The sequence below is a fragment of the Psychrobacter sp. CX18 genome (assembly GCF_057396215.1).
Window position 1 is genome coordinate 1 of the sequence record NZ_JBXYJH010000002.1, and the last position, 13,892, is coordinate 13,892.

The 13,892-nt window shown below is 39.0% G+C and carries 10 protein-coding genes; 6 read left to right on the top strand and 4 right to left on the bottom strand.

The window, feature by feature from the left end; all coding sequences use genetic code 11:
- Positions 1 to 692: 692 nt before the first annotated feature.
- The 3 genes from AC2SLT_RS01725 to AC2SLT_RS01735 all read left to right on the top strand — a co-directional run bounded on the left by AC2SLT_RS01725 (position 693) and on the right by AC2SLT_RS01735 (position 3,650).
- Entirely contained in the window at positions 693 to 1,805 is a 1,113-nt protein-coding gene (locus AC2SLT_RS01725; protein WP_486545673.1) for an AOC03_06830 family ribosome hibernation factor, read from the top strand.
- A gap of 323 nt (positions 1,806 to 2,128) precedes the next feature.
- The gene (locus tag AC2SLT_RS01730) at positions 2,129 to 2,848 is read left to right on the top strand and encodes a M949_RS01915 family surface polysaccharide biosynthesis protein (RefSeq protein ID WP_486545675.1); all 720 of its coding nucleotides are present in this window, start codon (positions 2,129 to 2,131) and stop codon (positions 2,846 to 2,848) included.
- A 52-nt stretch (positions 2,849 to 2,900) separates the two neighbouring features.
- Positions 2,901 to 3,650 (top strand): endonuclease/exonuclease/phosphatase family protein, encoded by a 750-nt coding sequence (locus AC2SLT_RS01735; protein WP_486545677.1) that lies wholly within the window; start codon positions 2,901 to 2,903, stop codon positions 3,648 to 3,650.
- A 132-nt stretch (positions 3,651 to 3,782) separates the two neighbouring features.
- Here the strand turns inward: AC2SLT_RS01735 and AC2SLT_RS01740 are convergent, their stop codons facing one another.
- The 3 genes from AC2SLT_RS01740 to AC2SLT_RS01750 all read right to left on the bottom strand — a co-directional run bounded on the left by AC2SLT_RS01740 (position 3,783) and on the right by AC2SLT_RS01750 (position 7,196).
- Complete coding sequence (locus AC2SLT_RS01740; RefSeq protein ID WP_486535116.1) at positions 3,783 to 4,001, bottom strand: dodecin family protein; 219 nt, start codon at positions 3,999 to 4,001, stop codon at positions 3,783 to 3,785.
- 325 nt (positions 4,002 to 4,326) lie between these two features.
- The gene (gene rnr, locus AC2SLT_RS01745) at positions 4,327 to 6,624 is read right to left on the bottom strand and encodes a ribonuclease R (protein ID WP_486545679.1); all 2,298 of its coding nucleotides are present in this window, start codon (positions 6,622 to 6,624) and stop codon (positions 4,327 to 4,329) included.
- A 344-nt stretch (positions 6,625 to 6,968) separates the two neighbouring features.
- Positions 6,969 to 7,196: an HP1242/YdcH family protein gene (locus AC2SLT_RS01750; protein ID WP_486545681.1), complete on the bottom strand. Its 228-nt coding sequence runs from the start codon at positions 7,194 to 7,196 to the stop codon at positions 6,969 to 6,971.
- Between the two features lie 573 nt (positions 7,197 to 7,769).
- Between AC2SLT_RS01750 and ahpF the strand changes: the two genes are divergently transcribed.
- From ahpF to AC2SLT_RS01765, 3 genes are all read left to right on the top strand, one after another.
- Positions 7,770 to 9,338 carry an alkyl hydroperoxide reductase subunit F gene (gene ahpF, locus AC2SLT_RS01755; protein WP_486545683.1) on the top strand — a complete coding sequence of 523 codons (1,569 nt, stop codon included), beginning with the start codon at positions 7,770 to 7,772 and terminating at the stop codon, positions 9,336 to 9,338.
- Between the two features lie 677 nt (positions 9,339 to 10,015).
- The gene (locus AC2SLT_RS01760) at positions 10,016 to 11,470 is read left to right on the top strand and encodes an alanine/glycine:cation symporter family protein (protein WP_486545685.1); all 1,455 of its coding nucleotides are present in this window, start codon (positions 10,016 to 10,018) and stop codon (positions 11,468 to 11,470) included.
- Positions 11,471 to 11,894: 424 nt separating this feature from the next.
- Positions 11,895 to 12,662, top strand: coding sequence for a hypothetical protein (locus AC2SLT_RS01765; protein WP_486545687.1), 768 nt, complete (start codon positions 11,895 to 11,897; stop codon positions 12,660 to 12,662).
- 453 nt (positions 12,663 to 13,115) lie between these two features.
- On the opposite strand, the gene AC2SLT_RS01770 is transcribed toward AC2SLT_RS01765, so the two are convergent.
- Positions 13,116 to 13,889 (bottom strand): glutathione S-transferase family protein, encoded by a 774-nt coding sequence (locus AC2SLT_RS01770; RefSeq protein ID WP_486545689.1) that lies wholly within the window; start codon positions 13,887 to 13,889, stop codon positions 13,116 to 13,118.
- Positions 13,890 to 13,892 lie beyond the last annotated feature (3 nt).

Sequence of the window (13,892 nt, forward strand, 5' to 3'; positions counted from 1 at the left end):
TAGACCTTGGCTAGGTTTGTAACAACGTCTGGGGCGATTTTAGTATCAGCCCGAAGGGGCGGGACTTTTTTTTGCCAATATATGGCGAAATTTTCTAACTTAGAATGACTAAGCGTCAAAAATTTCTCTGCATATTGACTAAAAAATAGTCTCCGCCAGTGCCATGGTCGAATGTTCCACACGCCCTAGTCTATGTATTAACTATTGTGTCATATTGGCTATATTACAAGTGTGCAGCAGTCTGATTTAGGCGACGACATATTTTGTTAAATGACATATTGGTATAAACAGATGAGTTATTTGACAAGACAAGTTTTGCAACCCCGAAAAATAGGTTATAAATTAGAATGACGTTTATAAAGCACCCAACAAAAATTGTTAAAACTATTAAGATGTAACGTTATAACAGCAAAATTAGCTAAGCAATAACACGAATTACATAATCAGAACAAGAACTGTAAACGGGTCAAAGTAAGTTACAAACCCTGCGTAGCCGACCTATCATCTGCTTGTTATGATAAAGATAAATTATGATTAAAAAATGCCAAGAATTATTTGATAAACAGTTTTAATTATCAAGTTATATTGAGGTTTAAAAGGAAACAGGGTTTAGGGTCCAATTTTAGCCTAGACTCAAAATAAAAAAATTTAATTTATTGAACTAATTTAAATAAACTTAAAAAGGATATTTTATGAAAGCGACACTAAAAAGCTTACGCGAAACAAAAGCCAATCCAGCAGTGAGTATTTTTGTTAAAACGCATCGTGAACATCCCGAAAATGAACAAGATCATATTGCATTAAAGAATCAACTTAAAGTGGCAGAAGAACGCTTAATCAATGAATATGATAAGCGTACAGCGTCCACTATTTTAGAAAAAATTCATGCCAAAACTGATGAATTAAATCACAATTATAATTTGGATACGTTAGCTATCTTTGCCAGTACAGATGATGTTCAAGTTATTCGTATGCCATTTGATACTCAAGAGCGTGTAATTATCGATACTCATTTCGCGACTCGTGATTTAGTTCGTGATATGGCAAGCTCGGTTCACTACTATGCCGTAGTCCTTGGCCGTGATCAGGCACGCTTGATTGAGGCAGCAAACAATCGTGTTATCAAAGAGTTTGATGACGATGATAATGCTCAGAATAATATGAAAAATATTCCCTTCCCAATTGAGAATAATAGCTTGTATAAAACAGGGGACGGCGGGTCTGATCGTTCAGCCAATAACGAAAATAGCGCGTTAAAGGAATACTTTAACCGCGTCGACAAGAGTGTGCAAGAGCTATGGGGCGAGCATAAAATGCCACTGGTACTAGTGGGTGATGCTCGTAATATTAGCTACTTTAAAGAAGTATGTGATCGCCCTGAGAATATCATTGCCTCTGTTGATAATATTACAGATTTAGAAGAGGGTTCGCCTCAGCATATTATTGATGGGGTACAAGACGCTATTGAAGAATACCGCTCAACCCTCCATAAAGAAGCAGTAGGAGCTATTGATAAAGCTCGCGGTGCTGATTTAGTGCGTACCGATCTACAAGAGGTCTATCAAGCAGCGTTCCAAGGGGCGGGTGAAACACTTTATGTGCGCCAAGGCTATATACAGCCTGCCAAGATTGATGCCAAAGCTCAAACCTTACAAGTAACAGATGAGGCATCTGGTGAAGGTGTCACCGATGATGCCATTGGTGAAATTATTGAGCTGGTTATTCATAATGGTGGTGAGGCAGTCTTCTTACCTGAGGATATTATGGGTAAAGATCAGCCTATTGCACTAGTGACTCGCTATTAGTCATTATATATCAATAAACTGTGGTTATTAACTAGATATCATTTGGTCATAAGGCTTAATGAGGAAATCATTCACCATAAACACCAGTTCTTATACTGGTGTTTTTTTATCAAGATCTATTACCAATAAATCACCTCCATATCTATATTTTTAGATATTATTCAGATTTTTGGACTCTATACAAGAATATCTATACTTATTATAGTAGGTAATCTATATTAATATATTAGGGTCTGTTGAAAAAATAAAGACAGCTTAATGTATAACTTAGGAGGTTTGAAACTATCAACTCTATTTTTAAAATTTTATCTATTATAGGGGCTATGACCTGCGTACTTGGTTTTTCTACGACCAGTATGGCGACAATAAGTAATGTGAAAGTTTACGACTTTAGCGGCACTGAAAATGTTACCGATTATCAAGCTCTACCTATAGAAATTACTGATTACTATCAAGACAATACTAGCATTAACCCGTTAGGGTTGACTATGGACTCTTTGGCAAAGATAACTACTTGGCAGGATAAACAAGGAGATAATTATCTAGTACAGTTTAAACGTTCAAGAGAGTATAGCAATAATGACCCAAATGAGGTGATAAGTCATCTGTATGTAGAAGATGGTAATGGTATTAAACGTCATTGGCAGGTCTATGATTCGCAAGCGTCCTGTGATCTAGATGTCATAACAGACTTTGCGGAGCATTCACCTATCCTATCGGACGTGAATAATAATGGTATTGCTGAAGTGGCAATTACTTACTATTTAGGCTGCCGGGGGGATGTGAGTTATGATGACATGAAAGTTATTATGTATGAGGGTAGCAATAAATTTGCCGCAAGAGGCTATTCAGCGATTTGCGATAGTCAGACAAAACGACCCGTTGATACCTCAGGGCATTATGGCGGTGGTTATACGATAGATAAGTCGCTCCTTAATCGTTCTGATTTAAAGCCAGTTGATAAAATTCTGATGCGCGAACAGCTAAAATCGGTCTGGCAACAGACACAGTGCTCAATATATTTTAATTATAGTGACATCTAGTATCGTTATAATGGACGGGGTATTAACAGCATTTAATGGTCTATAGAACTCTATGAAAAGCATCACTATCACTAGCTACAACATCCATAAAGGTATGTCGCAGTTTAATCGGCAGGTGGTAACCCAGCGGATAGGAGCGTCTTTAAAAGACCTTAATCCAGATATTCTTTGTCTTCAAGAAGTTCAAGGTCAGCATCTCAAGCGAATGGTAAAATACAATGAATATCCAAACCGGTCGCAACATGAGTGGTTTGGAGAGTTCCTAGACTGTGAACACAGCTATGGCAAGAATTCTGAATATGACAATGGGCATCATGGTAACGCTGTATTAAGCCGTCATCCCCTTGATCCTAAGCATAACGTTAATATAACTGTCAATAAGCTTGAAAGACGCGGTGTCCTCCATTGTGAAGTATTACCCGCTGGCTGGGATGAGCCAATAGTGGTGCTATGCGCTCATTTAAACTTATTAGAACATGACCGGCAGAAACAATATAAAGCGATTGCCGCCTATGTGAATGATACTATCGATCAGAGTCGGCCATTAATTTTGGCAGGTGATTTTAATGACTGGAAGAAGAACTCGTGTGAACAACTTGCTGGTGATCTCAATATGACAGAAGTATTCATGCACCTACATCGTAAATTGTTACCTACCTTTCCAGCCCGTATGCCAATCCTTAGCTTGGATCGTATTTACGTTCGTAACTTAAAAGTGAAACGCGCTTGGGTGCATAAGGGTAAGCCTTGGTCCGAATTATCTGACCATTTGCCCATCAGTGCCGAATTAACGCTAGCTTAGAATAAGAGAATAAACAAAAAAATACCGCTATCTCAGATAGCGGTATTTTCTATTCACTTTTCATAAACTTCTAAAATAATTGAGTCTAAAATAATAGAAAAGCGATTATAAACTAAAAATTAAGTTAGGTGATTAACCCATATCTTCACTGCCATCGATCACAAAACTTACAATCATAATCACATGATATGAGCTGATATTACCATCAGATACACCGACTTTCTGTTCTTTAACCCAAGCGCCTTGGACATTATTTACTGTCTTCGAAACTTGAGCGATACCTTTTTGAATGGCATCTTCAAAGCTTTTGGTTGAGGTACTGCTGACTTCAATATTCTTAGCAACTGTCATTATATAATTCCTTTTTTATGGTTAATTTTCTTATTAATAAACCAACGTTTATTCAAATATTATCTATCTAAACGCTGACTGTCATTTAGGGAGACCTGAGCGCTATCTGTTAACCTACTCTCTCACTTATGAACACTTAACTTTTAAGTAAATTTCATAACTGAGCTCAATGTTATGACTAACATCACTATCATCGATTGAATTTGATAACAATAAGTGGCAACTTGTCTACCTAAGTGTCATTCTAACATTATTTTAATGAACATCATAATAGGTATAAGGTTGTGATTAAGTTATAGGTCTATAAGACAAAACTTAACAATACTCATTGGCTTTTTGGTTTGGTTTTATTTCTGCTTCGTCCGCTACGACGACGTGCAGGCTTTTTATCAGCAGCCGACTGCGCTGAATTAGTCTTGGCTTTGCCATCCTTTTTAGATTGATTTAAGGCACTGGCTTTAAGCTTAGCGACCAATTCAAAATCAATTTGCAAAAGATCCATATTCACGCCAGCGACTTTAATACGAACCAAGTCGCCTAAGCCATATAAGTTACCTTTATCTTTACCGATTAGTTGTTGCTGCTTTTCATCATAGACAAAGTAGTCATTACCCACATTTGAGATATGCACTAGCCCATCAATAAATAGATCAGTTAAGGTGATGAATAGTCCGAAGCTGGTAACGGCCGTCACCACACCATCAAACTCTTCACCAACATGATCTTTCATGTAATGGCACTTGAGCCAGCTTTCTACAAAGCGTGACGCCTTTTCGGCACGGCGTTCGGTATCCGAGGTTTGTTGTCCTGCTTCCTCAAGAGTAAAGTCCATTTGAGGTTGTTTTTTACCCGTGACTTCCGCTTTAATCGCTCGATGCAACATTAAATCAGGATAGCGGCGAATAGGAGAGGTGAAGTGAGAGTACTCTTCATACGCCAATCCAAAGTGCCCAATATTGTCTGGCGAGTAGTTTGCTTGCATCATTGAGCGCAGCAACATACTGTGGATACTGACGGCATCAGGACGATCTTTAGTCGCTTCAATAATGCGCTTATAATCTGCTTGCGTCGGACTTTCCTCTGGGAATCCGATACCAAAGTTTTTGGCGTATTCATGTACCACTCGTGATTTCTCATCACTGGGTTTGTCATGGTTACGATACAATACAGGCAGCTCTTTTTCTAAGGCAAAGTTAGCCGCACAGGTATTGGCAAGTAGCATTAACTCCTCAATAAGCTTATGAGAGTCGCCACGAGTACGTGGGACGATGGCATCAATACCGCCTTCTTCATTGAACTTAATATACGTCTCAGGTGTCTCAAACTCCATCGCATTGCGCTCTTCACGCTTTTTAACCAAGGCTTTGAATAGCTGATGCATGGTATCGATAGATTTTTTGACGTCTTTATTACCCGTTAATGACTCAGGTACGTCATTCATATTGCCATCAAAGTAATCATTCACTTGATTATAAGTCAAGCGAGCTTGTGAGTGCATCACTGAGGGGTAGAATTCATAACCTGTAATTTTACCGGCACGAGACAGCTTAATGTCTGCCACCATACATAGGCGATCAACACCAGGGTTTAATGAGCACAGCCCATTTGATAACACTTCTGGCAACATCGGTACCACGTGATGGGGGAAATATACCGATGTCCCACGCTCAAATGCCTCGTGATCTAGGGCAGAGTTTGGGGTCACATAATGGCTGACATCAGCAATAGCAACGACCACGCGATAATTACCACCTGAGCGTTTTTCTGCAAACACAGCATCATCGAAATCACGTGAATCTTCACCATCAATGGTGACCATAGGCAGGTGACGGATATCAGTGCGACCTTTGATGTCTTTTTCAGTCGGTTCTTTATAACTATTGGCTTGTTTTAAAACGCCGGCACTAAATTCACTGGGTATATCGTAGTTCAGTAAGGTGGTTTCGATAATCACTTCACGGTCATTATCATCATCCATCACCTCAACAATCTTACCCGTCGCAAACTCGTGCTGAGTTGGCCAATCAATGATATCTACTTTGACAGGGACACCGGGTTTGGCGTTTAGCGCCTTCACATTTTCATCAGTGACAGTAATCGGCTGATGGTTGTTAGGGCTGGCTAAGTTTACGGTATAGCCTTCATCGTCTTTTTCTAAAGTGCCGATAAAGTGGGTCTGTTGGCGATCCGTTACTTCAACAATGCGACCTTCAGTACGTCCACGATTATCAGTCGTAGTACCGATGGCGTTGACGGTATCCCCATTAAACACCCAACGCATTTGCTTCTCATGTAAGAACAAATCTGGCATGTCATCAAGTACGACAAAACCGAAGCCTTTAGCATGAGCAGAAACGGTGCCAGTAACCACGTCTTGTTGCGTGACTGCACGATATTTACTCGGTCTGCCATCACGATTGATTTGACCATCACGGGTCATGGCTTTTAGGCGGTTGCCTAAGGCATCAAATTGATCATCATTATTAATGCCGAAGGATTCAGCCAGTTGTTTGTGTGTCAGCTCACCTTTATCCGCCAGAGTCTGCAAGATTAGCAGACGGCTTGGAATAGGGTTGTCATAGTTTTGAGCTTCTTGTTGTGCGTTTGGATCGTTCCAGGTCATAGAATACCGTATAAGTTATTTATATTTTAATTTTTTGATGTTAGGTCAGTTTTTAGTACAAAGGGGGAGGCCGTTAGCTGACCTATTTATGTAACGAGTAGAATAAAAAATCATCTATAGACAAAAGTGATGCCTATTAGCAGGTATATTAACATAAAAAATCAGTTAATAAGTATGAGCAACTAGGATAGTAAGCGTTAAAGATCGTAAAAATTTAATAATGGCTATAGAAAATATAAATACTAGGGGCTGATCAATAGCGTATTTATTGAATAAGGTCTTATCCGACACCGAATAAGACCTTTTATAGTGACAATATATTTAAAATATTGGGTCAAATGCGACTATTGCTCTTTGCTTTTAGTCTCTAGGTAACGGCCAATTTCATCTTTAAGCGCAAGTTTACGACGTTTCATACCATCGATCTCTTCTTCACGACTGGTAGATTTCACCACATCATTTTCAAGCTTGTCGATTTCGGTGTCTAATTTATTGTGTTCTTCAAACAACTTTTGGAAATGAGTATCACTGTTCTTAAGTTCAGAAATTAAGTCACGGTATTCATGGAACATATCTTTATCCTTATTAGTTAGTAGTTGTCTAGTACTCGTCTAGTAGCTAGAACTGTTTAGTTAATTACGTGTCAAATGACAGGGTGATGAAGGGCAGCTATTATCTATTATTTAACTGCCTCTCAAACGAGAGTTGTTTTAACTATTAAAGCTTATTAATTTAGACTTTTTTCTCACTAAATTGTACCCAAAATATCACAGCTTGACCATGATTAATATTATATGTTGTAAGTTATGGATAGCATTGAAGTAATTAATATAGCTGCGATTTAAATACGCCATATTATGATTTAATATTTCAAAACTATGTTAACCATACTATTGGTTTTATAAAACATATTATTCGAATTTATAAGCTTGTTGTTAGACTTAAACTCCCCGATAATATAATTAAGAATAAGATGTAGATATCAAAAAATTATATTATAAACAGACTGCTACGCTTATAACTTAGTTTATTTCACTTAAATTTTTTACTTCTATGACATCAAATCCTGAATTAAATACCTTAATACTAAGTTGAAATTTTTTGTGCATTCAATTTGGTAAACAAAAACGAATGAGGAGTTCGATATGTTAGACCAAAGTTTATTAGACGCCGTAAAGAGCTATAGTGAGAAAATGACCCGTCCTATCAGCTTTGTTATTGGTGCCGGTGAGCATGAGAAACGTGCCGAACTGGTTGATTTTTTGACCAAAATAGCGGGTACTAGCGACAAAATTAACTTTGATGTTAATAATACTGATGATAGCTTACCTAGCCCTATTAGCTTTAAAATTACCTCTGAAAACAGCGAAACAGGTATCGTATTTAGCGGTATCCCAGGCGGGCATGAATTTACCTCATTAATTTTAGCGATTCTACAAGCCGGTGGACATACCTTAAAGCTTGATGACAGCATTCAAAAAATGGTTAAGCGCATTGGTCAGCCATTACAGTTCCAAACTTACGTGTCATTGTCTTGTCACAACTGTCCCGATGTGGTGCAGGCATTAAACCAGTTTGCGCTGCTCAATGAGGGTATCAGCAATGAGATGATCGATGGTGGCTTATTCCAAGAGCAAGTCGAAGCCAATAACATTCAAGGCGTACCAGCAGTATTTTTGAATGGCAAACCTTTCTTAAATGGTAAAGTGGATACTGCTCGTATTATCGATAAGCTGCAAGCGGAATACCCAGACTTATTAAATGCGGCGAGTGCCGATGACCAAGAGCAATTAGAGCGTCAAGACGTTACCGTTATTGGGGGTGGTCCAGCAGGCGTGTCCTCAGCGATTTATAGCGCCCGTAAAGGTTTAAAAGTTACTATCATTGCTGACCGTATCGGTGGACAGGTGAAAGATACTCAAGCAATTGAAAACTTAATCTCTGTACCTTTAACCACGGGTAACGAGCTGTCCGCTAACTTTGAAAAACATCTTAAAGAGTATGACATTAATATCAAAGAGCACGTTAGCGTGAAACAGTTGTCTGAAACTGAAGATGAAAACTACAACATTCATCTGAATACCGGTGAGCAGTTTGAGACCCGCAGCATCATCATCGCCACCGGTGCACAATGGCGTAAGCTGAACGTCCCTGGTGAAGAAGAAAATATCGGTAGCGGTGTGGCGTACTGCCCACACTGTGATGGTCCATTCTTTAAAGGTAAAGACATCGCGGTTATCGGTGGTGGTAACTCAGGTATCGAAGCGGCGTTGGACTTAGCGGGTATCGTGAAAAACGTCACGGTATTTGAGTTCGCGGATGGTTTAAAAGCGGACCAAGTATTGATTAACAAAGCCAAAGAGACTAAAAATATTAACATCATTACCTCAGCGGCGACCAAAGAAATTAAAGCATCTGACGGTAAAGTGACCTCCATCGTCTATGAAGATCGCACGTGTGGCGAAACCAAAGAGCAAGAATTGTCGGCGGTATTCGTGCAAATTGGTCTGGTGCCAAACTCTGAGTTTGTTAAAGGGTTTGTCGATGTGAACCGCTTTGGCGAAATCGAAATTGATGAAGCTTGCCGAACAGATCGTAAAGGTATCTTTGCTGCCGGTGACGTGACTACTGTACCGTTTAAGCAAATTAACATTGCAATGGGCGAGGGCAGTAAAGCGGCGTTATCCGCATTTGAATACCTTGTGATGCAATAAGCAGTAAGCCTATGAAATAGCTTAAGCCATGCCTATAGCTTAATGCTACCTACACAACCACCTCTGTTATTTGCAGAGGTGGTTTTTTTAGGTTTGAAGATAGAAAAAATCTCATAAATCAACTTTAAATTCTGTAATAACAATTAAATACAATCCTATTCCTAACTTTGATATAATCACAAACTTTATTTTTGCTATGAAAAATAATTTTATTAAATGAGGTGCCTTCGGTCATACCGTCATAGGCTATAAAGCAGGTTAGACGTCGGCATAGATTTCTATGACGCTTAATAAAGACTTATTAAATGCCTATCCATTGACCTGAATGTGCTGTCTTTTTTATAAGATATGTTCTATTTAATAAGTTTTGTTTTATAACCTGACTATTTAATGATCAGTTAATGATCTGTTAATAAACCGACTATTTTATTATCTGGTTTTTGATTATCTGATTATCTGATTTTCCATAACCTACCCTGTTCGCAACTTATTAAAACTCATTGTAGGCTAGTGCTTTTAGCCCAGCAAATCAAAACCTTTAATTAAAAAAGCTGGGCTAAAGCAACAGCCTACGTTAAGAGTTGAAAGTGGGGTATAACCTCGTTTTTTTATAAACTGTCTCTTTCAAAAATCGTTTAGAGGATTCAGGACTCATTTTAAAAGGAAGGAGCTTAACGATGGATTTAATTCATGCATTTTTCTCCAAAGTAGGTGATTTAACCTGGGGCTGGTCGCTGGTTCCGATGTTGATTATTTTTGGCTTATTGTTCACGATTGTCGGAAGATTTGCCCAGTTTAGATATTTCAAACGCATGTTTTCAGTATTTCGCAATGAAGAAGTTGGCGAGGAGGGAATCAGTGCGCGTCAGGCCTTGCTAGTCTCTATTGGCGGGCGAGTAGGTGGCGGTAACATCGCAGGTGTGGCAGTGGCTATCTCACTGGGTGGACCGGGCGCTGTATTTTGGATGTGGTTAGTGGCGCTGGTTGGTATGATGACCAGTATTGTTGAGTGTAGCTTGGCGCAGTTATATAAGCGCAAAGATCATGAAGGTAACTTTCGGGGCGGTCCTGCATCCTATATTTTGCATGGGTTAGGCAAGGATTATAAGTGGCTTGCGGTTATTTATGCTATCTCATTACTATTATCATTTTCAGTTGGATTTATTGCCTTCCAAGGCAACACGGTGGCAGGTTCTGCCCTTGAAAGCTTCGGTATTGATCGCTGGATATCAGGGTTAGTACTGGTGATTGCGGGCGGTTTTATTGTCTTTGGGGGTATACAGCGTATCGCTAAAGCCGCTGATATTGTGATCCCCATTATGGCTTTGATCTATTTGGTAATGGCATTGCTCATTATTGTGCTGAATATCACAGAGCTTCCCGCTTTAATGGCAACCATTGTCAAAAATGCCTTTGGAATTGAGTCTGTCGTGGGTGGCGGTATCGGTGTGGCCATTGAACAAGGGATGAAGCGTGGTTTATTCTCTAATGAAGCAGGGTTAGGCTCTGCACCTAACGTCGCTGCCACTGCTTATGCCACGCACCCCGTTAGTCAAGGTATCTCACAATCGTTGTCAGTATTCATTGACACTATCGTGGTGTGTAGTGCCACGGCATTTATGATTTTGCTCAGTGGGGTTTATCAACCTGGCGTTGAGATTGATGGTATTGTATTGGCGCAGCAGGCCTTAACCAGCGAACTTGGAAATTGGTCACAATATGTGCTAACAATATCGCTACTGCTTTTTGCCTTAAGCTCTATTATGTACAACTACTATATGGGCGAGAATGCCATTAACTTTTTGGTTAAAAAGAACATTAAATCAGCCACATTTGTTTTGCGTATCGTGGTGGTTGGTATTTTATTTGTGGGCGCTATGATGGAAAAGGCAGAAGATGTGTTCTTCTTTGCCGATCCACTCATGGGTGTGTTGGCATTGGCAAACTTATTAGCCCTGATTATGTTGTTCCCACGTGCTAAACGCTTGCTCGATGACTTTGCGGCTCAATTAAAAACTGGTGTCAAAGTGCCTTTATTTGATGCACAAGAGTATGAGAAGTTAGATCTTGATCTTAGTGCTTGGGGTAAAAAGGCAGTACAAGAAGCCAAAGAGATGAAAGAGAACTCTTGATTGGTTTATAGAACTTACTCAGTATAAAAATATATAGCGACTGGGTATCATTTATTCGCTGGCTGTACAGTAGTTCCAGAGGCGTCATAAATAATATCCAGTCGCTTTAAAAATATTAATCATCTATGGTTATGACAGTCTTATTTTATGTTTGTAAGCCACCTTAGCTTGTTTTTGGTGGTTTTTTTGTCGCTAATCCTTTTGTACGTTTATCGTTTTAACCCTGTTACCCCATCGACCAAGGTTATTTTATTATGAAAAAGTTAATTTTGACTTGTTCAATTCAATGATTTAACGTAAGTCTATTAACATTACCTTAAATATAGAAAATATAATGTCATCTAATACTTTAAATTTTAAACGACTTTTACTTACATTTAGCTTAATGAGCTTTTTCACGGTTTCAGCTTTTGCGGGGCAAAGTGTGAACAGTATCATTGAGAGGTACTACCCCTTTTATTATGAACCCAAGGACTGTCGCGGGGTGATCGCTAAAGATGGGACTTCTAGTTATGAAGACATTGTAAATCGCACTGGATATTGTATTGAAATTGACAAACAAGTTGAGGTTGAAACTGAGGCAGGTAAGCGACTGTACATTGCGATAATCGGTGATGTTGCTTTTTCTCCTGAGGGAGGCGAGGATTTTGGATCACATGCCGATTCAGGGCTAGTAGGTATGCTGATATTAAAGCCCGGTAACTCATATGAAGGCGCAGGCTGGCAAGTAGAGTATGCCAATCCCACCATGAATGCAGGGGCTTTCGGAAACGGGCTACATGATTGGGATTTAATACAAGTTGCACCAGATAAATGGGGATTTATTAATGTACATAGTGATTCACACTATAGTCAGTCTTTTTCAGAGTATGTCTTATTAACACCAGATCCATACTCAAAGAGTATTATCGATAGTCATATAACAGCTAAATCGACATTTGAAAATAATCCGTTTGCGCCATCAGGCTGTAGTAAAGATAAGAAGATTGAGTACTGTACATGGCTGCAAGCCAAGCTGGGTATTGATAAAACGATTGTGAAAAATGGTTTTTACCCATTAATAATGACAGTGAATGGTTATGACTATAGTTATGATGCCACAGTAAAGAGAACCTTTGACGATGTAATTTATACGATAAATTATGAACCAACCAAGGGTTATGTTGAATTGAAGGATTATCCATTTGAGTAATTTTATTAGAAGGTATAGATTCATGTTTTCGGCTAGGTCGCTATCAGTTTAAAAAAACCAACCTCATTGGCGATGTTTAGGTGTTTTTAATCAGCCATAAAATACCAACTGGGTCATTGGTTTTATGGAAGTCATCAGATGCGTAATAGAGTTTTGTTGTCATGGCAGAGTGTCAAACCGATTTAAATTGATTATTTAACGGTCATATTGACATAAACCGATTATGTTTGCACTAAATCGATTATATTTGAGATGTTTTGCTTTATTTTGATTATTTCATTACTTATAAGTGACGCAATAGAGACTATTTTAGCCATTTGTAAGCGACTGGGAGGTCTTTATAGGCCAGCGTATAACGATGATAACCATTTGCCGTCCATTCTGATTTTGCGTCAGTCTTTATATGAAAAAACCATCCCTACCAGCCAACGTTAAAGAGGCTTATTAATCCAACTAACTCTTTAATACCCCTTGCACAGACAATATCTCACCCGCCTCATCTTGATCAATCTTTCGTGTTTCTTGTAAAGCAGCCTCACGCCACTGCCTCAAATGTGGATTATTTAGCATCACGTCCATATACTGATGAGTAGTTGATCTTAGACTAAAGCCTGAATGCTCAACATAGCTTTGTAAGCGAAATATAACGGGCGCATAAAACGCATCAGCAATGGTGAAGTCGCCAAATAGATAGTTATTTTGACTGTTTTTATAAGCTTTGCTAGCTATACAGTGCTCAAAAATATCTTCGATGCGATTAAGGTCAGCCAAACAGGTGTCGCTTGGATTGATTTTAGCTGTTACCCGAATGTTCATGGGCATCTCACTACGAACGCCCATAAAGCTTGAATGCATCTCAGCAACGATACTTTGGCAAAAGGCACGCTGTTTTTGTAAGGCAAAATCATTGTTAAGCAATGCGGACTTTGGTTTGCCTGACCAAATATCTAAGTCAGTAAGATAATCATTAGCAAATAAACCGATGGCTAAGCTGTCATTAATGGCGATGTGTTGGTTAGCGTTAGGATCCTCTATGTCTCGATTGATAACCAAAATAGGCACTTTACCTGTGGCTGAGTATTTACTAAGGATAGGGGTTGAAGAGGCATCAAATAATTGAATAAGCTGTTCGTCAAACTTGATATCAAACTGCTTGAGCAGTAGCCAAGCTCGAAGTGACCAGGAGGAGTAGTTTTTGTTACCGATGATAAGTAGCGGTGTGTTCATGAC